This window comes from Pontibacter akesuensis (genome assembly GCF_001611675.1).
GTDB classification, from domain to species: Bacteria; Bacteroidota; Bacteroidia; order Cytophagales; family Hymenobacteraceae; genus Pontibacter; species Pontibacter akesuensis.
Genome location: NZ_CP014766.1, coordinates 3,534,604 through 3,561,475 on the forward strand (window position 1 = coordinate 3,534,604; position 26,872 = coordinate 3,561,475).

At 52.7% G+C, this 26,872-nt stretch carries 22 protein-coding genes and 1 riboswitch; of the genes, 6 read left to right on the forward strand and 16 right to left on the reverse strand.

The genetic code is table 11. The features are described 5' to 3' along the window. Window positions 1-19 precede the first annotated feature (19 nt). From A0W33_RS14925 to A0W33_RS14950, 6 genes are all read right to left on the reverse strand, one after another. Window positions 20-652: a DUF3347 domain-containing protein gene (locus A0W33_RS14925; RefSeq protein ID WP_068838927.1), complete on the reverse strand. Its 633-nt coding sequence runs from the start codon at window positions 650-652 to the stop codon at window positions 20-22. A gap of 106 nt (window positions 653-758) precedes the next feature. Continuing rightward, complete coding sequence (locus tag A0W33_RS14930) at window positions 759-1,958, reverse strand: efflux RND transporter periplasmic adaptor subunit (RefSeq protein WP_068838928.1); 1,200 nt, start codon at window positions 1,956-1,958, stop codon at window positions 759-761. Between the two features lie 163 nt (window positions 1,959-2,121). Beyond that, entirely contained in the window at window positions 2,122-3,441 is a 1,320-nt protein-coding gene (locus tag A0W33_RS14935; RefSeq protein ID WP_068838929.1) for an efflux RND transporter periplasmic adaptor subunit, read from the reverse strand. A gap of 86 nt (window positions 3,442-3,527) precedes the next feature. After that, a complete protein-coding gene (locus A0W33_RS14940) occupies window positions 3,528-4,730 on the reverse strand; it encodes a TolC family protein (RefSeq protein WP_172798124.1) in 1,203 nt (400 codons plus the stop codon). Between the two features lie 106 nt (window positions 4,731-4,836). Next, window positions 4,837-6,735: an efflux RND transporter permease subunit gene (locus A0W33_RS14945; RefSeq protein WP_068838931.1), complete on the reverse strand. Its 1,899-nt coding sequence runs from the start codon at window positions 6,733-6,735 to the stop codon at window positions 4,837-4,839. Between the two features lie 123 nt (window positions 6,736-6,858). Beyond that, complete coding sequence (locus A0W33_RS14950; protein WP_068838932.1) at window positions 6,859-8,145, reverse strand: efflux RND transporter permease subunit; 1,287 nt, start codon at window positions 8,143-8,145, stop codon at window positions 6,859-6,861. A 28-nt stretch (window positions 8,146-8,173) separates the two neighbouring features. Here A0W33_RS14950 and A0W33_RS21270 point away from each other — a divergent pair, with 28 nt between their 5' ends. Continuing rightward, window positions 8,174-8,299 carry a hypothetical protein gene (locus A0W33_RS21270; RefSeq protein WP_262502128.1) on the forward strand — a complete coding sequence of 42 codons (126 nt, stop codon included), beginning with the start codon at window positions 8,174-8,176 and terminating at the stop codon, window positions 8,297-8,299. Between the two features lie 8 nt (window positions 8,300-8,307). Here the strand turns inward: A0W33_RS21270 and A0W33_RS14955 are convergent, their stop codons facing one another. The 8 genes from A0W33_RS14955 to A0W33_RS14990 all read right to left on the reverse strand — a co-directional run bounded on the left by A0W33_RS14955 (window position 8,308) and on the right by A0W33_RS14990 (window position 16,822). After that, window positions 8,308-8,748, reverse strand: coding sequence for an HYC_CC_PP family protein (locus tag A0W33_RS14955; RefSeq protein ID WP_068838933.1), 441 nt, complete (start codon window positions 8,746-8,748; stop codon window positions 8,308-8,310). Between the two features lie 115 nt (window positions 8,749-8,863). Further along, on the reverse strand, window positions 8,864-9,676 hold the full coding sequence (locus A0W33_RS14960; RefSeq protein ID WP_068838934.1) for an SDR family oxidoreductase: 813 nt from the start codon (window positions 9,674-9,676) through the stop codon (window positions 8,864-8,866). Window positions 9,677-9,970: 294 nt separating this feature from the next. Beyond that, entirely contained in the window at window positions 9,971-11,377 is a 1,407-nt protein-coding gene (locus A0W33_RS14965) for an alkaline phosphatase family protein (protein WP_068838935.1), read from the reverse strand. Beyond that, window positions 11,286-12,599: a metabolite traffic protein EboE gene (gene eboE / locus A0W33_RS14970; RefSeq protein WP_157578056.1), complete on the reverse strand. Its 1,314-nt coding sequence runs from the start codon at window positions 12,597-12,599 to the stop codon at window positions 11,286-11,288. The genes A0W33_RS14965 and eboE overlap by 92 nt, the downstream gene beginning before the upstream one ends. 62 nt (window positions 12,600-12,661) lie before the next feature. After that, window positions 12,662-13,840, reverse strand: a complete 1,179-nt coding sequence (locus A0W33_RS14975) for a 3-dehydroquinate synthase (RefSeq protein WP_068838937.1) — start codon at window positions 13,838-13,840, stop codon at window positions 12,662-12,664. 115 nt (window positions 13,841-13,955) lie between these two features. Then, the gene (gene eboC / locus A0W33_RS14980; protein WP_068838938.1) at window positions 13,956-14,864 is read right to left on the reverse strand and encodes a UbiA-like protein EboC; all 909 of its coding nucleotides are present in this window, start codon (window positions 14,862-14,864) and stop codon (window positions 13,956-13,958) included. Window positions 14,865-14,867: 3 nt separating this feature from the next. Next, complete coding sequence (locus tag A0W33_RS14985) at window positions 14,868-15,809, reverse strand: TatD family hydrolase (protein WP_068838939.1); 942 nt, start codon at window positions 15,807-15,809, stop codon at window positions 14,868-14,870. A 116-nt stretch (window positions 15,810-15,925) separates the two neighbouring features. After that, entirely contained in the window at window positions 15,926-16,822 is an 897-nt protein-coding gene (locus A0W33_RS14990) for an EboA domain-containing protein (RefSeq protein ID WP_082815255.1), read from the reverse strand. A 650-nt stretch (window positions 16,823-17,472) separates the two neighbouring features. On the opposite strand from A0W33_RS14990, the gene A0W33_RS14995 reads away from it, so the two are divergent. Further along, on the forward strand, window positions 17,473-17,745 hold the full coding sequence (locus A0W33_RS14995) for a hypothetical protein (RefSeq protein WP_068838940.1): 273 nt from the start codon (window positions 17,473-17,475) through the stop codon (window positions 17,743-17,745). A gap of 53 nt (window positions 17,746-17,798) precedes the next feature. Here A0W33_RS14995 and A0W33_RS15000 read toward each other — a convergent pair whose 3' ends face one another. Together A0W33_RS15000 and A0W33_RS15005 are read right to left on the reverse strand one after the other, a co-directional pair. Further along, a complete protein-coding gene (locus tag A0W33_RS15000) occupies window positions 17,799-18,464 on the reverse strand; it encodes a YczE/YyaS/YitT family protein (protein ID WP_068838941.1) in 666 nt (221 codons plus the stop codon). Window positions 18,465-18,767: 303 nt separating this feature from the next. Then, complete coding sequence (locus A0W33_RS15005) at window positions 18,768-21,278, reverse strand: TonB-dependent receptor domain-containing protein (protein ID WP_068838942.1); 2,511 nt, start codon at window positions 21,276-21,278, stop codon at window positions 18,768-18,770. Window positions 21,279-21,669: 391 nt separating this feature from the next. Next, window positions 21,670-21,772, forward strand: a riboswitch (SAM riboswitch). Window positions 21,773-22,037: 265 nt separating this feature from the next. Here A0W33_RS15005 and A0W33_RS20960 point away from each other — a divergent pair. The 4 genes from A0W33_RS20960 (at window position 22,038) to A0W33_RS21315 (ending at window position 26,860) form a co-directional block, all read left to right on the forward strand. Continuing rightward, complete coding sequence (locus A0W33_RS20960; RefSeq protein ID WP_157578059.1) at window positions 22,038-22,181, forward strand: hypothetical protein; 144 nt, start codon at window positions 22,038-22,040, stop codon at window positions 22,179-22,181. A 115-nt stretch (window positions 22,182-22,296) separates the two neighbouring features. Continuing rightward, window positions 22,297-24,390 (forward strand): HEPN domain-containing protein, encoded by a 2,094-nt coding sequence (locus A0W33_RS15010; protein ID WP_068838943.1) that lies wholly within the window; start codon window positions 22,297-22,299, stop codon window positions 24,388-24,390. An 83-nt stretch (window positions 24,391-24,473) separates the two neighbouring features. Then, window positions 24,474-25,310, forward strand: a complete 837-nt coding sequence (gene cobA / locus A0W33_RS15015; protein WP_082815256.1) for a uroporphyrinogen-III C-methyltransferase — start codon at window positions 24,474-24,476, stop codon at window positions 25,308-25,310. Window positions 25,311-25,330: 20 nt separating this feature from the next. Then, window positions 25,331-26,860, forward strand: coding sequence for a TSUP family transporter (locus tag A0W33_RS21315; RefSeq protein WP_082815257.1), 1,530 nt, complete (start codon window positions 25,331-25,333; stop codon window positions 26,858-26,860). The last annotated feature ends 12 nt before the right edge of the window (window positions 26,861-26,872 follow it).

The following is a 26,872-nucleotide window of genomic DNA, read 5'->3' on the forward strand; positions in this document are numbered from 1 at the left end:
AAGTTCAGAAAATGATCAACTACTGCTTGTACACTTCTTCGGTTGAGCCGCACTTCAGCATTTTCTCCCCAAAGTATGGGTTTCGGATTTCCTCGTTTGAGCTAAGCCAGTAAGCTCCTTTATCGTTCAGGGCCATTGGGCAATGCTGGTAATAGAGCGTTTGGTCGGCCGCGTTAAATGCCTTGGCGAGTGAGAACACTGCCTCAGACAGATGCTCCAAATGCGCCCGCTGCCCTTCCAGGTCAGTTGCTGTGGCTATGGCCTCTGCCCCGCCGATAACATTAGCCGTTTTCTCTTCGGCATAGGCTTTTTCATCGGTGGTGAGGGTGGCTACCGGCATGGCTTTGGCGGTGCCGAGCACCTCGTTGGCGGCAGCTTTGGTGGCTGCTACATCAGATGCTACCAGTGCATTTTTCAGGTCCAGGTATTGGTCTACCAGCTGGTCTATCTGTGTCTGCAGCGGCTGAGCCACCGAGTCGAATTTGGGCGTCTCTACTACGGTGCCTGTTGCCATTGCCTCTGTTTCAGCGCCAGCGCCATGCATGTCCCCATGCTCCATGGTCGTTGCCTCTGTGTTCTCGGTGCTGCTCTCGGAGCAGGAGGCGAATGTAAATGTAGCCAGTAAGGCTGCGGCAAAGAATGTCTTTTTCATGGTTGCTTTTTTTTAGTTTTATAAGGTTATGTTTAAAAATTCAGGTTAAAGTAATCTGCTTTAGGAAAAGCCTTATCTACATCGTTAATACTGTAGTTTCTTAAAATTAATGTTGATGGCCTGCCATCGGGTCAGCGCCTTTTTTCAGCACATATTCGCTGTACAGCAGGTAAGCGCCCGAGGTCACTACCTTGTCGCCTTTCCCGATGCCACTAAGTATAGCTACGTTGTCGGCGCTTGCCTCGCCCAGGTTCACCATGCGTGCCTGAAAGGTGTGGTCGTCGGTTTGCACCCAAACGTGACTGCCGTTTTCGTCCCGAATCACAGCGTCCGTTGGTATAACCAGCGAGGTGCCGTTTTTGCCCGGCAAGGTAACATTGGCCTGCATGCCCGGCAAATACTGCGACTCCCGGTTCGGTAGTTCGGCACGAAGTATAGCCACCTGGCTCCCTTGCCTGTACTCCGGGCTGATAAAGGTTACCTTTGCCGGAACAGCTCCCTCCGGGAATCCCTGCACCGACACCAGCACCTCATCGCCTGCCTGTACGTTTGCCAGTTCCTGCGCATACAGTTCCGCTTCCACCCATATTTTGCCCAGCTTCCCGAGCCGGTACAGCACAGCGCCTTCCGCGATATACTGCCCCTCGGCAGCGGCCACCTCTGTAACCACCCCGGATGATGGTGCCACAAATGTAACACGGGCATCTAAATTCCCGGAACTGGCCAAGCGCCTTATCTGAGCTTCGTTGAGGCCGTACAGCAGCAGCTTTTGCTTTGCAGACGCCAGAAAGGAAGCGAAACGCGGATTCTCCTTCCCCAGTTCCTGGTTCTGGCGCAGTGCCAGCAGGTACTCCTGCTGCAAGGTTAGCAGCTCTTCAGAGTACATCTCATATAGCGGCTGCCCTTTCTGCACGGGCTGGCCGGTTTCCTTGATGTAAAGGCGTTCTATCCGGCCTGCCACGCGGCTGCTCACCACATCCGTCTGAGTCTCGTCAAGCACCAGTTTTCCGGTAAGGATGGTGTTGCTGTTCACATCGCCATAGGCTACCTGCATTGTTTTGATGTTGCCCAAGGCAATCTGGCTTTCGCTTAGCATCAGCTCGCCCTCCTTTTCCCCGCTCTGCGACACAGGCACCAGGTCCATGTGGCAGATAGGGCAGGTGCCGGGCTCGTTCTGCACGATCTGCGGGTGCATCGGGCAAGTATAAGTCGTCTCCGCCGCAGCTGTTTCCTCGTGCGCAGGCTCAGAGCAGGCGCTGGCTACGATGAGCAGTAGCAAAAGGAGTATGTTCAGGTATCGTTTCATGTCTTTCTAATTTTGAATGAGTAGCTGAGTGAATGCATAATTCTTTTGTCATCTTTAAAGTATCTTGTGGGCAAGCTTCAACTGCTTCTACATTTCGCAGCTAAGACCTTTACAAGGTATCAGAAACAGGAGCATTTATTCACTCATCCACTCATTCGCTTGATCACTCATTTATTTTTACAAAGCTTTCACTATCAATCATAAATTGGGCGTTGGCGGCGATAACGTCTGTTTGCTCCAGCCCGCTTACTACCTGTACCTGGTTGTTTTCTGCAGTGCCCACCGTAACGGCAACGGGTTTAAAGGCTCCATTTTCAAGCTTGAAGGCCACAGATCTGGTTCCCAGGTCCAGCACCGACTCGCGCGGAATCCATAGGGCCGGAGCCGTAGTGTAAGTGGCTGTAGCGGAGACCAGTTGGCCCACTCTTGCCACTTGCTGCTGGCCCGGCAGGTATACCCTTACTTTTGCAAAGTTCTCGCCAGCCTCGTAGAATGGCTGAACAAAGCCTACCTGTGCCTCCAGCTTCTCGCCGGGCAGTTCCGGAAACGTTATTTGCACGGGAGCCCCTTTGGCAATGGAGGTAACCTCGCCGGCAGGAATGTTGAACTCCGCCCAAAGCTGCTCGGGGTTCACAACACGCAGCAGCGGCTGTCCGGTGGTTACATACATGCCCTCGCGCAACTGCAGCTGGCTGCCTGCCGCTGGCCCTGCAACCGCTACAGGGTTTGCTGTGGAACCACCCATGCTTCCACCCATGCCGCCCGCACCGGAGGCCGCCGCTAGAGGGGTAGAACTTGGCGTAGCGGCTGGTGGAGAGGTATTGAGGCCAATGGCGTAGCCGTCGTAAGGGCTGTAGACGGCAAAGGTATAGCTGGCTTCTCCGGTTTTTAGCAGGCGGTTAATTTGGGCATCGGTGGCGCCCAGCAGGCGAAGCTTCTGCTTTGTAGCCGCTATCAGGGCCTTGTCTTCGGGAGCCGACTGCACCAGGTACAGCAGTTGCTGTTGGGCTGTCACCAGTTCCGGGCTGTATACTTCCATCAATTTCTGCCCTTTGTTGATGGGCTGGTAGTTATACTTCACAAACAGCTTCTCAATGCGGCCGCCCACCCGCGCCGGAACAGAGTATATGCGGCGCTCATCGTACGTGATAATGCCCTCCATCTTAACAGAAGCCGGAAGTGCTTTCAGCTGCGGTTTGAGGGTGCCGATGTTGGCAACCACCGTTTCATTCGTTGGCTGCAACAGGAAAGCCAGGTCCTCAGTAATTTCAATTGCCTCTCCCTCCGCTGAAGTCGGCACCAGGTCCATGCCGCAGATAGGGCAGGTGCCGGGCTCGTTCTGCACGATCTGCGGGTGCATCGGGCACGTATAAGTCATCTCCGCAGCGGTTGTTTCCCCGTGTTCGTGCCCTTGCTCGTTTTTACAGGCAACCGTAGCCACGACCAGGAGCAGCAGTAGGAGTATGTTCAGGTTTCGTTTCATGTTTATTTTTTTTGAATAACTGACTTTTGAATGATTGAATGGGTAGTATTTGAAAATTCAAAAATCAGTTATTCAGTCATTCAAAATTATCGCTCTATCTCCCGCTCGTAAGCCACGGCCAGTTGGTACAGTGCCTGCAGGTTGTTCAGGTAATCCATCTGGGCCATGTTCAGGGCTTCCCAGGCGTCGATTACTTCCGGTAGTTGGGCCGTGTTCTGTTCGTAAGCCAACATCGTCACGTCGTAGTTTTTCTTGAGCGCCGGCAGGATTTTGGTCTTGTAGTTCTCCACCTGCTCGCGCTTGGCATTCAGCTCCAGCGCCATGTTGCGCACCATGCCCTGTGCCTCGTTCAGAATGTTTTCGCGCTCACGCTGCATCGCGTCAATCTCCAGGTTCATGGCTTTGGTGTTGGCCTTGTACATTTTGCTCGACCAGGGTGCAATCGGAATGGAAACCATGCCCATGGCCGTGAACTGGTTCGGCATCATGCCGTTGCGGGGTGTCATGTGGTCGAAACGCAGGCTGAAGTCTGGTTTGCGTTGCAGTTTCTCTTGCTCCACGCCCAGGCGCATGGTCTGGATGGTCCTGTCCAGCAGGCGCAGGTCACTCCGGTTTTCGTTCAGGTAAGCGGTATCAGCGGCCAGTGCCACGGGGCCTGGAATACTCAGCAGCGTGTCTATTTTAAACTGCTGCTCCTTGGGCTGGTTCATCAGAATGTTGAGCGTCACGTTTTGCTGGGCTATCTCGTTGCGCGTCATCAGCTGCATGTTCTCTACCTCGTGCAGGCGTGCCTCAGCTTTGTAGATGCTCCCCAGCTTGCCCTGGCTGTAGGGGTAGCGGATGCGCGCCAACTTGAGCATGTAAGCCATGATTTTGGCATTGTCCTGCAGCACATCCAGCTTACGCTCCAGCACCACCCAGTTGTAGTAAGAGGCCTTGGCCTGTGCCCGAAGTTCATTGTAGGTTGCCGCCGCATTGGCCTGCTCGATTGCTGCCCGTGAGTCGAAGTATGCCTGCTTGGCGCGCTGCTTGGCCGGGTTCGGGATTGCCTGCTCTGCGGAAATCATCAGGGAGCCCTCTTTCTCATCGCTTTCCACGTTCTGGCCCGGGTAAGGCAGCATGAACACGCCAGCTCCTACCATCGGCGCCATCCAGCCGGTAGCCCCTTCCGCGTAAGCGTTCTGTGCTTTGGCCCGCAGGTCGTACTGTTGCAGCATCGGGTTGGTGGTGCGGATGGTCTGGAGAACGCTGTCGAGCGCCACTGGCTGCTGCTGGGCTGAGGCAGGCACGCCTATAAACAGTATCAGCAGTATAGCGACAGCAGATCCAAAACGTCCCCTTGCCCCCTTCAAAGGGGGAGTAATAGCTCGTAAGAGTAAGTATGAAGTATATTTCTTAGTGCTTGACATCGTATATCTCTAGTTTTCCGTGTTTCTTCAGTTCGTGCTCTTTCGTCATCTCAAACACCACCGGCGTTACCAGCAGGATGTGGATGGAGGAGGTAAACACGCCGCCGATCATCGGCAGCACAATCGGCAGCATCACATCAGTGCCCACGCCGCTGGCCCAGAGCACCGGGATCAGGCCAAACAATGCCACAGAAACCGTCATGATCTTGGGGCGCAAACGCTTAGCGGCTCCCATGAATACATAGTCGCGGATGTCCTGCTTCGTGATGGTTTCGGAGGAATTACCCTTTTTATCCACCAGCTCTTTCATTGCCTCATTCAGGTAGACCACCATTACCATGGCCGTTTCGATGGCCAGACCAAACAGCGCAATAAAGCCCACCGCAACCGCCACCGACAAATTCACGCCGTAGAAGTACACAATGAACACACCACCCACGAGCGCAAACGGAATCGTCACCAGGTTCAGCAGCGCCTCCTTTATGGATTTGAAGGAGAAGTATAAAATGAGGAAAATGATGAGCAGTACCAGCGGGATGATGAACTGTAGCGTCTGGGTAGCACGCACCTGGTTCTCCCATTGGCCGCTCCACTCCAGGTAATACCCTTCCGGGATACCCGTTACCTCGGCATTGATCTTCTCCATCGCCTCTTCCACCGTTCCGCCTAAATCGCGGTCACGCACGTTGAAAAGCACCGCACCGCGCAGCTGCGCATTCTCCGAGTTGATCATGGGAGGGCCGCTGGTGAAACTGATATCCGCGACAGAAGACAAGGGAATAGTACCGGCAGCAGCCGTTTGGAGCGGGATGCGCTGGATGCGCTCCACGCTGTTGCGGTACTCCTGCGCCAGCCGCACGTTAATGGAGAAACGCTCCCGGCCCTCGATGGTGTTGCCTATACTTGCACCGCCCAAAGCAGACTCGATCGTCATGGTCACGTCGTCCACTGTCAGGCCATAGCGCCCCAATGCTTGCCGGTTGATGTCTATTTGGAGGTATTTGCCGCCCGTAATAGGCTCCACGTACAGGTCTTTCACGCCCGGCACTGTCTCCAGCGCCGTCTTCACCTTTTCAGACACCGCATACACCGAATCCAGGTTCTGGCCGTAAACTTTCACGCCCACATCGGTGCGGATGCCCGTGGCCAGCATGTTGATGCGGTTGATGATAGGTTGCGTCCAGCCGTTGACTACCCCCGGAATCTGCAGCTTGGCGTCCAGTTCCTGAATGATCTCCTGCTTTGTAATACCCTCGCGCCACTCTGATTGCGGCTTCAGCATGATGATGGTTTCGATCATGCTGATGGGCGAGTTGTCAGTGGCGGTGCTCGCGCGGCCGGCTTTGCCCAATACCTGGTCTACCTCCGGCAGCGACTTGATAATCTTGTCCTGCACCTGCAGGATGCGCTTCGCCTCAGCATTCGATACATCGGGCAGCGTAACGGGCATGAATAAAATGGAACCTTCATCAAGCGGCGGCATGAATTCTGTGCCCAAGCTAAACAGCATCGGGATAGCCACCAGCAGCGCCAGTATGTTGATGCCGATGGTGGTTTTGCGCCACTTCAGGCACCACTTCAGCACTGGCCCATACACGCGCTCCATACCCCGGTTTATGGGGTTGGCATTATCATCTTTAAACTTGCCCTTGAGAAAGTAGGAGATGAGTACCGGCGTTAAAGTGATAGCCACAATGGCATCCACGATAAGTATAAATGTCTTCGTCCAGGCCAGCGGACTGAACAGCTTTCCTTCCTGTCCCGTCAGCAAAAACACCGGCAGGAAGGAGGTTATCACAATAATTGTACTCCAGAACACACTGGGGCCTACCTGCTTGGAGGCTTTCTCGATGATGCGGAGCCTTGTTTCTTTATCTAGGTTCATGAGATTCAATATTGAATACGCTCATATTTTATATGTCTGCTCTTACCATGTCATCTCGACGATAGGAGAGATCTTTTCAGTATTTCGGATAGATTTCTCGCGCTGCTCGAAATGACAACAATGCTATTCATTTTCCATCCATTTCTTACCCTTGGAAGCCTCCGCTAAATGCCTGTAAGAATTCTCCACCATCACGATGGCATCATCCACAATTACACCCACCGAAAGGGCGATGCCGGTGAGGGACATGATGTTGGAGGAGATATCGAAGGCATTGAGAAGTATAAACCCAATGGAAACGGACAGCGGCAATTGAATGATGATGACGAGGGCGCTGCGCCAGTGGAAGAGGAACAGAAAAACGATGACGGAGGCCACGATCATCTCTTCAATGAGGGTGGTTTTCACAGAGTTTATACTTTCGTTGATGAGGCCGCTGCGGTCGTAGACGATGTTGAATTTTACACCCTCGGGTAAGCCTTTGGACACTTCCGCCATCTTTTCCTTTACATTTGAGATGACCTCTTCCGCGTTCTCGCCGTAGCGCATCACCACAATGCCGCCCACCGCCTCGCCTTCGCCGTTGAGGTCGAAGATGCCCAGGCGGCTTTCGCCCGTCATCTGCACGGTGGCCACGTCCTGCACGCGCACTGGAATGGTGTTGCTGGTGGTGATGGCGATGTTCTCTATCTCCTCAGCCGACTCGAGGTAACCAGTTGTTTTGATGATATAGCCAATGTCGGATCGCTCAAATTTGCGGCCGCCTGCTTCGTTGTTGTTGGCCCGCACCGCCTGTATTACCTGCGGGATGGTGATGTTGTAGTAGGTGAGTTTGTTAGGGTCTACGGTTACCTCATACTGCTTCTGAAAGCCTCCGAAGGAGGCCACCTCACTCACACCATCCACGTTTTGCAGCGCAAACTTCACATACCAATCCTGAATGGCGCGCTGCTCGCCCAGGTCCATGCCGGGGGCATCCAGCGTATACCACAACACGTGCCCCACGCCGGTACCGTCGGGGCCAAGGGTTGGCGTAACGCCTTCGGGAAGGGTATTCCCCAGCGAGTTCAGGCGCTCCAGCACACGGGAACGGGCCCAGTACACATCGGTGTCGTCTTCAAAAATGATGTAAATAAAGCTCATGCCGAACATGGAGGTGCCGCGCACATACTTCACCTCGGGCAGGCCCTGCAGGTTGGTCACCAGCGGATACGTCACCTGGTCTTCGATAATCTGCGGACTGCGGCCCATCCACTCAGTAAACACGATCACCTGGTTCTCCGACAGGTCGGGAATGGCGTCGATTTTGTTTGTTTGCACCGAGTAAAGGCCCCAGCCAAACATAACCGCCGAAACCAGCAGCACAAGTACGCGGTTGCGTAGCGAAAAGGAAATTAACCTCTCAATCATGGGAAGTGATGTTCTATGAATAACAGAATTGAACCTGCCGCAGGAGAGCGGCAATGCGGGTGGTGCCGGCTACGTTGAAAGTATAGGCATGGCAAAGGGGATGCTCGTAGCCAAGTATAGCCACAGCTGTCCGGCATGCCCAATCGGCACCTGATCTGTTATTTATAGAAGGAAAGACTGCACCAGCACAGGAATGTCGCGGGGCAGGGGAGGAGACTCGTAAAAAGCGTAGGTTGGCTCCAGTTCAGTACCGGGAGCGAAGAAATTAAACACGACCGCCTGCAGTACGACAGCCATTTTTAGCTGCTGTAGCTTGCTAAGGGTCGTTATTTTGTGCTTGGAGGCATCATCCAGCTGTTTTACTTCCAGTTGATGGTCCTCGCAGCAGTTTTCACTGTCAGTTGCAGCGTCTTCTTTAGGAGTATGGCAAGGCGGCAGTTTTTTCTGCTGCTTTTGCTCCATCGGGCAATCTGCGGCGGCACCAAAGAAAGTTACGTCGCGCAGCTCACCGCCACATAAATGCATACCCACCGCCATGCCTGTCGAGGAGACGAGCACCAGCAGCGTGAGGGTTAGCAATATGATCTGGCGGTACAGCTTCATGTGATAGTTTTATACTTGCCTTACAAAGGTAACCCCCTTGCAGCAGGTACTGTTACAAAATTAACGTAAAATCTTATACAATTATTCCTTTCACCTCAAAATCTGATTCTGCAGATCAGCCATTGTCGCTGAAAGCCGGGTAAAGCGTCATGCCGCCATCCACGTAGATGGTGGTGCCGGTAATATAATCCGCCTCGTCGGTTGCCAGCCACACGGCTACCCTGGCAATATCTTCCGGCTCTCCGATGCGGCCGTAGGGAATAAGCGTGAGCATGTCTTTTCGGCCTTGCTCCGTTTCCCATACGCTTCGGTTAATGTCTGTTTTGATGGCACCGGGTGAAATGCCGTTTACCCTGATCTTGTTTGGCGCCAGTTCCTGAGCAAGTGTTTTCATCAGCATCTGCACGCCACCTTTGGCCGTGGCATAGTTCACGTGGCCAGCCCAGGGAATGATATCATGCACTGAACTGATGAAGATGATGTTGCCAGCGGATGTTTTTTCCTCTGGCTGTACTTTGCGCTTCATAAACTCCTTTGTGGCTGCCTGCGCGCACAGGAAATGGCCGGTCAGGTTGGTGCTGATCACTTTGTTCCATTGCTCCAGTGTCATGTCCACAAAAGAGCTGTCTTTCTGCACCCCGGCGTTGTTTACCAGTATGTCCAGCTGCCCAAACTGCTCTACCGCTGTGTTAATGAGCCGCTGGCAGTCTTCAGGTTGTGCTACATCTGCTTGCATGATGACGGCCTGGCTGCCCTGGCTCTCTATTTTTTGCTGGGCCTCCCGGGCTCCGTTCTCATCAGAGTGATAGTTGATCACTACTTTGGCGCCCGCCTTGCCCATCATGATGGCGATGGCCTGGCCAATACCGGAACTACCTCCGGTTACTACGGCTACTTTGCCGGCTAATCTCTTATCAAGTTCACTCATAAATTTCTAGTCTCTTTGGTCAGCTTGTTTTCTGCTGGCGCTATGTTTTTTGGTGCCAGATAGGATGTAGGAATATTTTATTTGTTGGGTGCAGCTTTAACGGTATACCATGAAGGGCACTACTAAGTTGTCTGCGTTACTGATGCCTTTGCTCAGTCAAACTAATGTGTACCAGTAGCAGATTAAGTTAAAACGACGTAGGCTTGTTTTAGCTTTTTTTGAGAAACGCTGTGGCTTCTAAGTACAGCGCGGCTACTGGTGGTACAGTAGCCGCGCTGTATAATGTAGTATGAGTTATACCTGTGCGATGAATACCGGCTCGGGTTTCGGCACCTGCAGGTGCTGCAGGATAACATCGAACACATCCACGGCCTGCACTTCCTGTGGGAGATTTGATTTATACTTGGTAAGCAGCAGTGGCCACTCGTTTTTGTCTTCCTGGATGCGCCCGTGCGAGCCTTTTATCAGGGTGGCATCCAGCGGTATGATGTCCATCACCATCCGGAAGCCAAGTTTTTTCTTCAGCACCTTGCCGGCCACCTTGGGTAGCAGGAACTTGATTTTTGGGTCAGCAAACATCTCCACAGGGTCGAAGCCAGGCTTTTTGTGGATGTCGACCATGCGGGCGTAGTCCGGTGCTTTTTTATCATCCAGCCAGAAATAGTACGTGAACCAGGCATGCGCTTTGGCCACCACCACCAGCTCACCGCAGCGCTCGTGGGCAAGTTTATACTTGTTCCGTTCATCGCCAGCCAGTACTTCCTCAATACCGTCTACCCCTTGCAACAGCTGCTGCACTTCTGCTATTTTCGCTGCATCCTTCACATACACGTGGGCCACCTGGTGATCGGCCACGGCAAAGGCCTCGCTCATGGCCATGTCCAACAGCTCGGTACCGCGTTCGATACGCACATTGATGTAGCCGTTTTCGCGCAGCACGCGGTTGATGTGCACCGGCTGGTTGACATCCGAAATGCCGTACTCCGATAACACCATCACGTTGGCTCCTTTGGCTTCATAAAACGAAATCAGGTCGCCAGCTACAGCGTCTATCTCCTGCAAGTCTTTGGCAATGCGCGGGTTTGATGGGCCGAGGCGCTGCAGGTTGTAATCGAGGTGCGGCAGGTAGATGAGCGTGAGCGTCGGGTCGTAGAGGTTATCGGTGATCTTGCTGGCATCGGCAATCCACCTGCTCGACTTGATGGAGGTCTTTGGCCCCCAGTAGTTGAACAGCGGAAAGGTGCCCAGTTCTGCCTGCAGCTTATCGCGCAGGTCGGCTGGTTGCGTGTAGCAGTCGGGCAGTTTGCGGCCATCGGCCAGGTACTGCGGGCGCGGCGTTAAAGTATAATCGGCAGTGGTGTTCATGTTGTACCACCAACCCATGTTGGCTACTGTAAATTTAGGGTCGGCGGCACGGGCCACTTCCCATACTTTGGGCGCCTGCACCAGCTTGTTCGACTGCCGCCACAGCTTCACCTCATCCTCCTCCCGAAAATACCAGCCGTTCGCCACAATGCCGTGCTCCTGCGGCCACTTGCCGGTGAGGTACGTGGATTGCACGGTACAGGTAACAGCCGGAAGTACGGGTTTTATACTTGCCTGCTGCGCATTAGCTGCCCATTTGGCCAGGTGCGGTGTGTGCTTGCCGATCAGGGATTTCGTTAGCCCCACGATGTTCAGCACTACGGTCTTCTGCGTCATGTTTTTTGTTGATAGTTTCAATCACCCACTCCAGCTCACGTTGGATGGAAAGGGAAAGGTCTTTTTTAAGGTCAAGCGGCAGCACGTCCCACGTATAGGTTTCTACCTCCAGGTGCTGCGTTACGTTATTTTGCTGCAACAGGCGCAGTACTTCGGCCACATCCTCCTGGGTAGACTGCAGGCCGTTGTACTCCTGCGTGAACAGCGGCACATGGAAGTGCGTGCGCCATTCTACGGCGTTGGGTTTGCGGATGTGCTGCAGGGCAAAAGTCAGGTCGGGGTACTGCGTGAGTTCTCCCTCCTTATCCTTTTCCACCACCTGGTGCAGGTAAGTCGATTCGGCAAACATGGCCATGGCTTCGGAAAGCTCGGCGCGCGTTTCCACATCCTGTGGGAGCTCGGCTTTCAGGGCCGCACTTAACTGAATCTTGCCGATTCTGATGCCGGCATGCTTCAGTTTGGCAAAGGCTTCCTGGGGCTTTTCGTAAGCCAGCGCGAAGTGACACACATCGTAGCAGAGCTGCACGTAAGTATAGATCGCTTCAACAGCATCGTCCTTTGTCAGCCCCAGCGACTCCTGCAGTTTATCTGCGCCAATTGGCTGCAGCCACTCCTTGTAAAACTTAATCACTTCCTTGGAGTTCTCCAGCAGTCCGTCTGGCTCCGGTTCAATGTCGAGGTGGATGGTTTTGCCTGTCTGCGTTTTGATCTGGTGCAGCGCCTCCACTACCTGTACCAGGTGCTGGGCCGCATGGGTAAACACAGACTTCATTTTCTGCTCATCGGCCTCGCGCAGCCAGGGCTTGTAGGAGAGAGGAGAGGTGGAAATACCGCCCTCCATGCCCTCGGGTAACAGCTCGGCCATGATCTGTGCCAGCCGGATAGTATAGGCCACCCGCTCTTCCGTTGCCCAATCAGGGAAGTGCACCCTGTCTTTGACTTCCTGGTTGTGGAAGCCGCCATATGGAAAGCCGTTCATCGTGAACACATACAGCCCCTGCTCGTGCAGCCAGCTTTTAAACTCCTGCAGTTGATTGCCTTCCAGTAGTTGTTCGCTGGCGAGGTTAGAGAGGCGCAGGCCAATGCCAAAGGGCTTGTCTGGCGAGAGCTCCTTTTTGAGCGGCGGAAAGTATGATTCCAGATTAGTGAAGACCTCCTCCCAGCTTTCGCCGGGATGGATGTTGGTGCAGTATGTGAGGTGGTAACCCTGTTGCAGGTACATGTTGCGTTTTTTAGGTGAGAATACAGTAAGCGGCTGGTTCTTCACGAGCTGCCTTTCCTGTATTATACTTGCGGCTGGGTATGGGGTTGCTGTTTTTTCTGGAGGAAGCGAATCGCCTGTTCTACCAGTTCCGGATTCATGTGGTGCACTTCCACGCCTGTGCCGATGCGCGACAGCAGCATAATGGTCAGCTGCCCGCCCAGGTGCTCCCTGAATTCTGTTAAGCCGCGGATCACAGACAGCTGCCCGTCTTCCCCCTGCTGCACCAGTTCCGGCACAAAGAGGTTAAATCCCAGTTCCTGCAGTAGCGCCAGTATTTCGTCGTGTTCCGGTGCATTTATCATGCCCTGTAGCCAGGAGTAAGTTACATCCAGCGCGATGCCAATGGCCACTGCCTCGCCGTGGCGCAGGCTATACTTGGTGAGTTGCTCCAGTTTGTGCGCTGCCCAATGCCCAAAATCCAGTGGCCGCGAAGAGCCCATCTCGAACGGATCAAGGCCGCCGATATGCTCCACGTGTAGCTCGGCGCAACGGTGAATCAGCTGTTGCATGGTCGCCATGTCGCGCTGTGCCAGCTTCCGGGCGTCTTGTTTTATACTTTGGTAAAAGGCTTCGTCTTTGATCAGTGCTACCTTGATGGCCTCCGAAATGCCGGAGCGCCAGTCGCGGTCTTCGAGTGTAAGCAGAAAGTTGCTATCGTTGATTACGGCGAAGGGCGGCGCAAAGGTGCCCAAGAAGTTCTTTTTGCCGAAGGCGTTGATGCTGTTTTTCACGCCAACTCCAGAATCATTTTGCGAAAGCACGGTTGTTGGAATGCGCACAAGGCGTATGCCGCGATGCGCGATAGCAGCGGCAAAGCCAGCCAGATCGAGCAGGGCACCGCCACCGATGGCGATCAGGTAGGAATGCCGGCACACGCCAAACTGGTTAATACCCGCAAGTATGGTTTGCAGGTGTTCCGGGTCGTTTTTGGAATCCTCGCCCCCCGGAAGTATAAGCGGCTCCGCTACCTGTTGCAGCGCCTGGGCATGTGCCGAAGTATAGGAATTGATTTGCTCCAGCAAACCCGGGCTGGCCTCAGCCACGCCGCTGTCTATTACAAACAACACCTTACGGCAACTGGCGGAGTTATCCTGTGCCAGCACATCTGTGAGCATGGTATTCTCCGGCTGAAAAAGCCCTTCTGTAAAGTATACCCCATACCGGAACGGTACTGCAAAATTCTGTTCTATCGTCTTCATACCCGGGGTAATTTTAGTTTGAATAACTGACTTTTGAATGACTGAATGTTAATATTAAATGAGGGACTAAGAACTGTAGAAGCCTAGCATCTAAAATCTAATATCTAGCGCCCCGTTAGGTTACAGCGAAACGCCTGGCGATGTAGATGGATACGGGTAGAAGCAGCAGCACGATCAGGCCGTATTGCCAGCCTGCAAAACCAGCGGCTATACTTGCATTCATCACGATCAGGGCCAGAATACCCGCTTTCACGGCCTTAATGATAAGCTTTGGTTCCTTAGTGGGCATGGCCTTAAAGAGCGGCGGGAAAATAAGCCAGGCAAACAGCAGCAGGAAGGGCAGCGTGTAAAGCAGGTTAAACTGCGGCAGCAGCGCCAGGCTCATAATTCCGGCAAACACAATGCCATACATCAGCACGGCTCCTTTCAACGCGGCTGTGTTCCCACCATGCACTTCCCCACGACTCACCATGGTAATGGCAGCAATATAGATGATAGGAATCAAGGCAATGAACCACAAATCATCTAAAGCGGCGGGAATGGCACTCACTCCTAAAAGCAGATTGCCACCCCGACAAGAGCCCATGTTTATCGGGCCTAGGAAAGTATGATGCTTGCCTTTCCAGTCGTAGAGCAGGGCGAGCAGGGCAACAGCCAGTGCGATAAGGGCACTTACATCCGATACCTGCCAGGCAGCCAGAATGCCGCCAATCAGCAACACCAGTCCAAGTATAGTTGCCCCTGCCAATGAAGCCTTGCCACTCGGAATAGGCCGCTCTGGACGTTCCACTCTGTCGAGGTCTGCATCAAATACATCATTAAACACTACGCCGCCGCCGTACAACCCGATAGTGGCCAGCACCAGCCAGCCGAGCGGCTGCAAGTGTGCGGCCTCAAATCCATTCTCCCACAGGCTGCGTGAAAGCAAAGCACCTGATGCGGCGAAACCTAACATAATATCCGCAATGGCGGTCACAATGTTAGCTGGGCGCATCAGGCGTACGTAAGCTCCTACTGTACTCATTTTTTAGCGTACAATGTTTGAGTCCAGGCTGTCGGTGGCTTTAACTTCACCCACGACTGGCGTTTGGCCGCCACGCAGCACCGAGTTGTCTGAGAACTTCTCGCGCTGGTCTACCTGTGTGCCTTTCAGCCAATCCGACTCATGCATCTGGCCGCTTTTGCCAAATGAGTCGAGGGCATTCTGATAACATACTTTGCGCACATCCTCTATACTTATCCCGCGCTCGAGCATCAGCGAAGCGGTTTTTGGTACCGAGAGCGGATCGCTCACGCCCCAGTCGGCAGAAGAGTTGACGATGATGCGCTCTGAGCCATACTGCTTCACGATCTCCACCATGCGTTCGTTGCCCATTTTGGAGTTCGGGTAAATGGTAAAGGCGGCCCAAAAGCCCCTGTCCAGCACATCCTTCACCGTTTCCTCGTTGTTGTGGTCGATCACCACCATGTCGGGCGCAATGCCGTGTTCCAGGCATACCTCCATACTTTTAATGGTCCCGGCTTTCTTGTCGCGGTGCGGTGTGTGTACCTGCACCGGCATGTTTACTTCCTTGGCAAGCTCCAGCTGTGCCCTGAAATACTTGTCTTCTGTAGGCGTCTGGTCGTCGTACCCGATCTCGCCCACGCCAACCACGCCCTCTTTGCAAACGAAAAGCGGCAGCAGTTCCATCACCTGCTCTGCCAGCGCCTCGTTATTGGCTTCCTTGGAGTTTAGACCGATGGTGCAGTAGTGCTTGATGCCGAACTGGCTGGCACGAAAGCGCTCCCAGCCAACAAGGCTGCTGAAATAATCTTTAAAGGAGCCGGCCTCAGTGCGGGGCTGCCCTAGCCAGAATGCTGGTTCGATTATGGCCACAATGCCTGCCTTTTGCATCCGCTCATAATCATCCGTTGTGCGGGAAGTCATATGGATATGCGGGTCGATCAGCATCAGGTTGTGCGTGTTCATATAGTAAGGGTTATAGTTGGAGACCTCTTTGATACTCGTGTAGGTGTGAATTTAAAAACTTATTGGCTGAAATGATATGTTATAGTCCAACAAGTGCCAAGCCCGGAGGTTTAATTTCAAGAAAGCTGCAGGTTTTTATCGCCGATGAGGCGCCAGGTAATTTCTCCGTTCTCTACGCGGGATTTAAGTTGCGGATGGGCGCTTAGCAGCTCTTTTGCCTGCTGGTTGCTGCTTTGGGCGCAGGCCAGCGCGGCCGCCTCCTGCTCCAGCTCGCTGGGCTGCGCGAACAGCTTTTTAATGTCCTTGAGAATGGCCTCATCAATAAAGGGCCCAACCGGGCGCCACAGTTCGGGAGAAACGGGCCTGCCGGCAGCCCAGCGCTCGTGGGCGTAATCAGAGAGGATACGGGCCAGCTTGGCGTTTCGTCTCTTTTCAATGCCATAAATGCGAAACACTGGCTTTCCAACAAAGAGCGTCTTCAGCACCATGTTGTTCCAGGCGTCCTCGTGCATGTAGTCGGCAGGGTAGGGGTTGTCCAGCGCCACCGCCTCAAACACATCGCCCATGTTGGTACGGAAGCCCTCGGCGGCACGCTCGCGGAATAGCTCAGGGTGAGGCAGCAGCGGCAGGCCCGCATACAGCGCCACCAGTTCGCCCATGTCTGCGGTGTTAAAAAGCGTCTCGAGTTGCTGCCGGAACGCCTCTCCATCCTGGTACGGCATGGAGAGGATCAGCAAGGTGCGGGCGGCCTGAGCAGCGGTCCAACGGCTGGGGTCAAAACCGGGCCGGATGATATCGGCCATTTCCGCGTCGTGCGGCGTGAGTTGCAGGGGCGCTTTACCGATAAAGCGGGAAGCTGCGCTAAAAGCCAGGTAAAGCTCTTTTGGTTTGGCGTTTTCATCCTCCACCAGCTTCATTTTCTGCACGAGCCATTTTATGCCTTCGGGTGTGGTGGTGCGCTCGAGTACCTCCATCAGGAAGGTTTTAGTAGCGTAGATATCTGCCTGGTACACGGTAATGCTAGGTTAAGTATTTTCGGGTGAAATTTGCTGCACGCGCCTCGATAAGGATCTTCTATACGCGCTAGTGCGGCGTAGGGAGCTCTATCTTAACATAGGGCACAAAGTGCTATATAGCGATGCTGCTATTACTGTAGCTTTTTACGTCTGGTAAAAGAGAAGGTTGATAGCGCGCGAAACCTTCCGCAAAATGTGCAATTAAATTTTTGAGCGTTCCTCGTGCCTTACCTGTAAAAGCGGAAACAGGAGTTCTATTCTGGCTCTTCTCTCTAGTGTAAGGTTGCAATTTAAACTGACTGTGCGGCGGCTGCGTGAGCCAACTCAGATACTTAATGCTCCAAAGTGAAAATCATGACAATCTTATTGTAAAAAGAATATTAAAAGTTTCTTTTATGCAGGAACCTTTCAAGTAAATATGATGTATACTATATAGACAGCACCCACTGTTTTGCCACGTGTCAAGCTCAATTTCTGGTTTGACAAACATTTAAACTAAGTTTTCAGAAAGCGTATCAGCGTAAATCTCGCCATTCACCCCCAGATGAATGTGTTTTACTTGTGATTTTTATACGTTTGTGTTTTTCTGTCTTTAGTTTGAACTTTTGGATAGAAAATAATGTGTGTTCTGTAGAAGTATAAGCAAAATGAAAGAACTGGAAAGAATCGAAAACGGACTAAAAAGCAGCCATACGTTGCTTTACAAAAATGATGGCCAAGGCCTGGCCTGCTCTTTCGTAAATGGGGGGTTGGTAGTGGATTCCTTTGTGATTGAGGATGAGGTAATTGCCGAAGCACTGGCTAAGAAAGGCGTAAACGGTGTAGTAGAAGGAAGCAATTTTAACATGCTGAAAAGCAATTATGATTGGTTCTCGCTGCACGTAAAGTCTAAAAAACTGTACGAGACGCTGAAGTCTTAACAAGTATAGACAAGTATAAAAAGAAAGGCAGCCCCCAGCTGCCTTTCTTTTTGCTATGCCCGTGCCTCACGCGGGTTTGGTTCACTTAGCACATGCCGCAGGTGCGCGAATAGCTTCAGCGAAACCTGGAATACCGGACTTAAAATAAACGTGTAGAAAAACGTAACAATCCCCACCGGGCCACCCAGCAAGTAGCCGATCAGCAGCACGATACACTCCACCACAATTCGTGCTTTGCTCACCGAAAAGCCCGTGCGGTCGGAGATGGTGAGCATAAAGCCATCACGCGGGCCAGCCCCAATGCCGCCTGCCACATACAGGCCACCACCAATACCCACAATCAATATTCCGATCAGCAGCCACACGTAATCCACCCAGGTATAGGTTGGCTCCGGCAGCACATTCGTCCATAGGAAAAAATCAAGTATAGGCCCAATCAGCAGCGCATTCAGGAAGGTGCCGATGTTAATGTATTTCCGGTTGATAAACAGCGCGATGATGATCAGCACAAGCCCAATGATCACGCTCCAGGTGCCGATGCTTAGGCCGAACCGCTGCGCGAAAGCCACGTTCAGCACGTCCCAGGGGTGCAGGCCCAGGTGCTTTACCTTCACGGAGATGCCAATGCCCAGGCCAAAGCAAATCAGCCCGAGAAAGAAGAAGGCATAGCGAATGATCCAGTTGCGGGGCGTGTCGTTCTTGAAAATGTTCGTCGGCATAAAGAAAAAGCTATAGGCTGCAAGATTACGTAAAACCGGCCACTCTGCGGCAAAGTTTTCATCTTTATGGGATGAAGTATAGCTGCAAGGGTAGTAGGCTTGCAGCTATACTTCACCATAACTCTCTCTACAAGGAGCGATGAAAATTAAGACTCTTGCTGCTAACCAGGAGTAAGATTGCCACAGGTAGATGAAGTATATAATACCTTTTAAACCCTCTATTTTCAAAAACAGAAGGCCTCACCCGGGGGAGGTGAGGCCTTTGCCATTAAGTAGTGGATAGAACCAGGTAGTGTGTCTTCTTTATTGAACGCCACCGGCACCGTTGCCGTCACCTTGCTTGGTGTCGTCGTTGCGGATGCTGCGCTTGCGGCGCGATGGCTTTGATTTCTCCATTTTACCGAAGCGGTAATCAACGGAAACACGGGCGCCGCGGTTGTAGTTATTGATGCGGATGCGCTGCGTGAAATCGATCGCCTCCACGTCGTTCTTCATCTTCATGCTCTTGCGGAACGGGTTGTCAAGGCCCAGGCTGATGCCGCCCTTGCCATCAAACAGCTCTTTCTTGAAGGCCAGCGTGTGGTAGGAGAAAGCGGCAAAGCTACCCTGCAACTGAATGCGGCGGGAGTTAAAACCACCGTTGAACTGCGCACTATAGCCTTTTCCGAAGTCGTAGGAGGAGTTGGCGTTGATGTTGTACATCCAGCCGCTGTTTTCATACAGGGCACTCTTCAGGTCCACAAAGTAGATGTTGGAGCTGCCGCTCACCGTCCACGCTTTCACAGGCTTTACCGATCCGAAGATGCTGCCGCCGTAGGTTTTGTTCTGCGCTACGTTGGCAAAGCTCAGCACGGTGGTGTTGCCTTCTACGCCAGGCACGGTCTCGATCGCGTTGTCTGTTTCGCGCATGTAGAAGGAGGTGCTGATAGACGAGGTTTTGAAGTAGGTGCTGTAGCCCAACTCGTAGAGGTTCGTTAGTTCCGCATCAAGAAACGGGTTGCCACGCACCACAGTGCCTGGCGCCTGCTCCTGGTCAAACGGGTTCAGGAAGAACAGCGACGGGCGCTGGATGCGCTGCGTGAAGTTTGCCTTCAGCGTGTGCTTCTCTTTTAAAGTATAAGACAAGGCTATACTTGGGATTAGGTTGTTGTAGCTGTCAGAGATGTCCGAGGTCTCTTCGGTGCCGTCCTCTTTTATGCGGAAGTAGTCCCCGTCAATCTCAGTCTGCTCCACACGTCCGCCCAGTTTCACGTTCAGCTTCTTTTTGATGGCAAAGCCATAGGTAAAGTAAGAGGCGTACACATCCTGCGAATAGTCAAAGTTCAGGGTGCTGCTTTCTTCCGGGCTATCGTTAAAAATGTCGCGGTAAATACCATCGCTGCTCACGCCACGGAAAATGCTCTTGGCACCCAACTCCAAGGTGGTTTTGTTTTTGAAAGGATGGATGTAGTCTGCCTGAAACGTAAGTTCGTCGTTGCCGCCGTCGTTCTGGTTGCGCTGCAGGAAGAACGGATCTTCGCCCTGGTCGTAGCGGTCCTGGTAGTTGCGGGTATCGGTGTTGGTGGTGGTGTACTGCGAGAGAAGCGCTAGCTCCTGCCCCTCCTTGCCGAAGGTATGCACAAAGTCCAGGTTGATGTCTGTGCCCTGGCGCTTGTTGCGGTTTTCAATGTCTGTGTAAAACGACTGTAGCGGTTGTTCCTCCCCACCTACAGTTAAGAACTGGCGCTGGTCGTTCTCCATTTTAAATGCGCCACCGTTCTTGCGTATACTTCCTGATAGGCTGTTCTTGGCTGATATCTCGTAATCAAATCCCAACTGGCCGTTCATAAAGCCGCCCCGGATATCGGTCTCCCCAAACTGTGAGCGAATGGTACGTGATGCCTCTGGCGCGTTGAAGACGGTGACATTGCTCATGTCGCCGTGGTTATAGAACTGGAAGGTGCTGGCGCTGGCATTGATACCCAGCTTACCGCGGCGCACATTCACACTGGCGTTGCCGTTGCTGTTGCGTGTGCCCACGGTGGCGCTCACAGAGCCGTTTACGCCCTCCAGGCCGCTGTCTTTTTTCGTGATGATGTTGATGATACCGGCGGTTCCCTCGGCATCATACTTAGCCGATGGGCTGGTGATTACCTCCACCGACTTGATCATATCGGCCGGGATCTGCTTTAGGGCATCAGCCACGCTACCCGCCATAATGGAGGAAGGCTTGTTGTTGATGAGCACGCGCACGTTGCCGCTGCCGCGCAGCTGCACGTTACCGTCGGTGTCCACACTTAAGGAAGGCACTTTCTGCAGCACGTCAGCGGCGTTGCCACCGGCATTGGTGATGTCTTTTTCGGCATTGTATACGGTGCGGTCTATTTTCTCCTCCACCAGTGGCTTCTCACCCGTAATCACCACCTCGCTCAGCTTCTGTGTATCAGAGGCCAGGGATACGGTTCCTACGTTTACCTGGGAGTTGTCGGCGGCTACTGTCACGTTTTCTACGGTCTGCAGCTGGTAACCCAGAAATGAAATATTGAGCTTGTACTGGCCGGCGGCCACTTTCTGTATCGTGAAGCGGCCTTTGTCGTCTACCATGGCTCCGTCAATCGGCTTGCCGGTGCTAAGGTTGATGAGGGCCACCGTCGCAAACTCGACGGGTTGCTTTGTTTCGGCATCCACTACGGTGCCGCTGATGGTGGCATTGCCTTTAGGGGCGGTAGTGCCAGGTATGGCGGCCTGTTGGGTTGGCCGCGACTGCTGTGGCGCCTGAGCCAGCACAGCGGTAGTGCTAAGGCCAAGCAAGATTAAAAGTATATTTTTCTTCATAGTTTTATAGGGACAGGAAGTGTTGTGTTTCGTTGTGAATGGTATGGGTAAAATCGTTCATCTGCAGTTCTTTTAATCTCTTTAGGCAACAAAGTAAAGCTGCTTTTTCCGGCTGCTAAAACAGAATATACAAAGGCACTGCATTTCTATATGAATAGCCTAAGTAAACCGATAAGGCGTTGGTAGGGGAAAATAGCAGCTTGGTCGGCAAAGCGAAGAATTGCCCAGGGATTTATGCCGCGACGGCGGGTGCGGGGACAGGAGCAGGCGGTGTAAGTATGGCAACGATGCGGCACCGCTAATGCCGTAATTTTCAAAAAAGATGCTGCTGCTGTATCTTTTTTGTTTTTCTTGAGTACATTTGCAGCGAATACTGTTGCAATCTGCAAGAGATTTATAGACGAAGAGGCGAGAGAACAGGCTCTGTGACCCTCTGGCAACCATCCGCTTTGGAAAGGTGCCACATCCTGCCCAACAAAGGGAAAATATAAATTACAAAACCATGAACTTAACACAGCCAACCTCTGCATCCGGAAGCGCGCCTTTCCGATACCGTTTTACTTCGTACGGCATCTCTGCTAGTGCCGCGAAGTGTTGTTGCTGTTGTTCCTGCTAGGGAAACCCTCCTCTTTCTGGTCTGAAATGGTACTGCTTTTCAAGTAGTGCACAGGCCCCCTCATTTATTTTTCACGCCCATTCCTGCAGTGTAGTATAGGTCATACTATACCTATGCAGGTGTTGGCGCATAGCAGAACAAGTATGCAGACAGCAGCCACACTTTTCAATCTCCCTAACTATACCGCCATTCCGACTCCTGTTGCCGTGGCTACCTTCTTCAGCCAGGCCAGTACTGCCGATTGCTGTTGCAGTCTGCAGCAGCTTCGGGACATGCGCGCCTGTTAGGGTAAGTATCTGCTTACGCCTTTATGTAGCGCAGTCAACACAGGCCGCGCCAGGCACCCTTTCCCATCATTTCATTTTCAATAATAGCCTAAAGGGCACTTTATACTTTACCAGCATGCAAAGTTTTAGAACCGAAATAGAAAATCCGCTCGTTGAAAAAGATATCATCGAACTGGAGCGGAAGATTCGACTTTACCGGGAGGGAAAGCTTCAGGAAGATAAATTCAAGAGCCTGCGCCTGGCGCGCGGCGTGTACGGGCAGCGCCAGTTAGGCGTACAGATGGTGCGCATCAAGTTGCCTTTCGGGAAGCTTAGCACGCAGCAGTTAATCCGCATTGCCGACATTTCGGATGAGTATTCAACCGGCAACCTGCACCTGACCACACGCCAGGACATTCAAATCCACTTCGTAAGCCTGGACAGAACACCGGAACTGTGGGCCAAGCTGGAGCAGGATGACATCACCTTGCGCGAAGCCTGCGGCAACACAGTGCGAAACGTAACCGCATCGCCGGAAGCAGGCATTGACCCGAACGAACCGTTTGATGTGTCGCCTTATGCGGATGCCACCTTCCGCTATTTCCTGCGCAACCCGATCTGCCAGGAAATGGGCCGCAAGTTCAAAATGTCCTTCTCCTCCAGCGACTCCGATACAGCCATGTCCTACATGCACGACCTTGGCTTTATACCGAAGGTGGTGGAGGGGCAATGTGGTTTTAAAGTGATGATTGGAGGAGGTTTGGGAGCACAGCCGGCGTTGGCGCATACGGCTTTTGAGTTCTTGCCAGAAGATAAGGTAATTCCTCTTATCGAGGGCGTATTGCGCATCTTCGACCGCTATGGCGAGCGCAACAACCGCAACAAAGCCCGATTCAAGTACCTGATTACGAAACTGGGGCTTGAGGAGGTGATGCGCTTGGTGAACGAAGAGTACAAAGCGTTGAAGTCAAAGATATTTGCTATCGATAAAAGCATTGATTTCAATCCGGCTCCTCCGGCTCACAGGGAGGTTCCTGATTTTGTGATAGAGGATACTGACAAGTATAACAAATGGCTAAAAACGAATGTGTTCAGCCAGAAACAGGAAGGCTATTACGGCATCTATATCAAAGTGCAGATCGGGGATATTAGCAGCGATACGGCGCGTAAATTGGTGCCGTTGGTGCGCGATTTTGCGGCCGATGAGATTCGTGTCACGCAGGGGCAGAACCTGCTGCTGAAGTATGTGCGGGCAGAGGCGCTGCCCTACTTCTTTGCCAGTCTGGATGAGTTGGGGCTTGCCGAGCCGGGCTTCAATAGTGTGGCTGATATCACCACCTGTCCCGGTACTGATACCTGTAATCTGGGTATTTCGAACAGCACCAACATCACGAAAGTGCTGGAGCGGGTGATAGTGGAGGAGTATCCGGAGATGCTCTTCAACACCGACATCAAAATAAAAATCAGTGGCTGCATGAATTCCTGTGGTCAGCACGGGATGGCAAATCTCGGTTTCCATGGCTCCTCACTGAAGAGCGGGAAGAGTGTGGTACCGGCGCTGCAGGTGCTTCTAGGCGGTGGTACCGTGCATAACGGGGAAGGCAGAATTGCCCAGAAGCTTTTGAAAGTGCCGAGCAAAAGAGGGCCAGAGGTACTGCGCTATGTGCTGGATGATTACCAGGCGAACAAGCTGGAAGGCGAGCGCTTCAACACCTACTACGACCGCAACGGCAAAGATTATTTTTACCAACTGCTCAAGCCGCTTGCCGACCTCACCAGTCTAACCTCTGATGACTTCATTGACTGGGGACATCAGAATGATTTCCAGCCTGCGATTGGCGTAGGCGAGTGTGCCGGGGTGATGATAGACCTGGTGGCCACGCTACTGTATGAGGCGGATGAGAAGCTGGAGTGGGCCGCAGAGGCTCTGGAAGAAAAGCGCTTCGGCGATGCGGTTTACTATGCCTATGCGGCTTTTATCAGCACAGCCAAAGGGCTTCTGCTTGATAAGAATGTGAGCACCAATACGCAGCTTAGCATCCTGCAGGAATTCGACACGCACTTCGTCCAAACAGGCATTTTCTCATTTGAAACCGATTTCAAAACGAAGGTACTGCAAATCAACCAGCATGAGCCAAGCGAGGTGTTCGCTACAGATTACCTAAGCCAGGCGCTCTTATTTCTGCAGGAAGCGAACCGCTACAGGCACGCAGCAATTTTGAATAACTGAATTTTGAATAATCGAATGAGTGGTACTGGCGAGATATAAAAATTCAATTATTCAGTCATTCACTCATTCAAAATTAAGCTAAGATGGCATCAAGAAGAAAAGAACCAAGAAATATTGCTGCAGCGCAGCAGGCATCGCCAAAGTATATACTGCCAAAATTAACCCTGGTAGGAGCTGGTCCGGGGGATGAAGATTTAATTACCTTGAAAGGGATGAAAGCGCTGCAACAGGCGGATGTGGTGTTGTATGATGCGCTGGTAAATCCGGAACTGTTACAGCATGCACCGGCTGATGCGCCTAGAATTTATGTAGGCAAACGAGCTGGGGCGCATTACCTGAAGCAGGAGGAGATCAACAACCTGATTGTGGACTTTGCCTTTTCGCACGGGCATGTGGTGCGCTTGAAGGGTGGGGACTCCTTTGTGTTTGGCCGCGGCTACGAAGAGTTGGCACATGCTGATAAGTTTAACATTCAGACAACGGTGGTGCCGGGAATATCCAGTGCCATCGCGGTGCCGGAGTTACAGCAGATTCCACTCACGATCCGGGGTGTGAACGAAAGCTTCTGGGTGATAACCGGGACTACCAGTTCTGGTGACATATCCTCGGATGTGCACTTAGCCGCGCAATCCAATGCAACGGTGATAATTTTGATGGGAGTGCGTAAATTGCCGCAAATTTCACAAATCTTCGCAGCAGCCGGTAAAGCCGACACACCTGTAGCCGTTATCCAGAATGGCTCTTTGCCAGATGAAAAAATAGCGTTGGGCAACATCCACAACATTGTGGAGCGTGTAGAGGCAAAGCAGGTAGGAGCTCCGGCCATCATTGTGATAGGTGAGGTGGTGAACTACCATCCGGCCCTGCGCTATGCCCTGTCACTGCAACAGCCGCAGGAATTGGCCTTTGTGGAAGCATAAAAAAAGGCATCAAATTAAGAATGGAGCATCTCCAAAAAGATCAAATAGCATTGCCTTCCCCAGTGAAGGAGGGAGCCGAAGCGGCAAACCCGCTATTCCCGGTTTTTCTGAAACTCGAGGAATTGCAGACGCTGGTGGTTGGCGGTGGGGCGGTAGGACTGGAAAAGCTTTCTGCCATACTTGCCAATAGCCCGCAGGCGCACGTGCGCCTGGTAGCTCCGGAGATCCGGGAGGACATCTGGGCGCTGGCAGCCAAACACCCAACGGTAAAGCTGGACGTGCGGGAGTTTCACGAGGATGATTTGGTTGATACTGACATTGTGCTGGTTGCTACCAATGACCCTGTGCTGAACAAAGCCATCCGGGATCTTGCCAAATCTAGGAAGATACTGGCCAATGTGGCCGATACGCCGCAGCAGTGTGATTTTTACCTGGGCTCGGTGGTGCAGAAAGGAAGCCTGAAGTTTGGCATATCTACCAATGGCAAGTCGCCCACTGTGGCGAAGCGGGTAAAGGAGGTACTGAACGAGGCCTTTCCGGAGGAGATTGACCAGGTACTGGGCAAGATGGGCAAAATACGCGCCCAACTGAACGGCGATTTTGCAGAGAAGGTAAAGCAGCTGAACGCGCTCACGGAAGGGCTGGTGGCGCCGGTGCCGAAAAGGAAGTCGAAGGTTAACCTTACCTCTGTTTTGGTCACGCTGTTTGCCGCAATTGCCCTGATGGTAACAGGGCACCTGTTGTTCACTTACATTCCGTTGCAAACCATCGGCAACGCCGCCATGGATGTGGCCGGACAAGTGGATTCGGATATCCTGATATTTATACTTGCCGGTTTTGTGGCGCAGCTGATTGATGGGGCTTTGGGCATGGCCTATGGCGTGAGTGCAACGACTTTCCTGTTGAGTTTCGGGGTGAGTCCGGTGGCGGCCAGTGCGAGTGTGCACGCCTCGGAGATCTTCACCTCGGGTGTATCCGGCTGGATGCACCTGAAGTTCGGAAACGTGAACAGCAAGCTATTTAAAAATATTGTGCTGCCGGGCGTGCTGGGGGCTATTGTTGGGGCCTACCTGCTGTTCAGCTTTGAAGAATACCTGTACGTTATTAAGCCGCTTGTGGCAGTTTACACGCTGGTGCTGGGTATCCTGATCTTAAAGAAAGTGCTGCAGAAGAAGGTGAAAAAGCAGCCGGTGAAGCGGCTTGGGATGTTGGCAACAGTTGGTGGTTTCCTAGATGCCATCGGCGGTGGCGGCTGGGGCCCGATCGTGTCGTCCACTCTAATTGCGAAAGGGCGTAATCCGATGTATACGATTGGCTCTGTCAACCTGGCGGAGTTCTTTGTGTCCATTGCCAGCTCTGCTACCTTTGTCGCATTTGCAGGTATTTCGCACTGGCAGGTGATAGTAGGGCTTATACTTGGCGGCTCCATTTCAGCCCCGATTGGGGCCAGGCTGGCGCGTAAGCTGCCGGTAAAAACCATGATGATTATCGTAGGCATCGTGGTGATCATCGTGAGCCTAAGGCTGATCATGATGGCGCTGCCTTTTTAAGTATGAAATAGA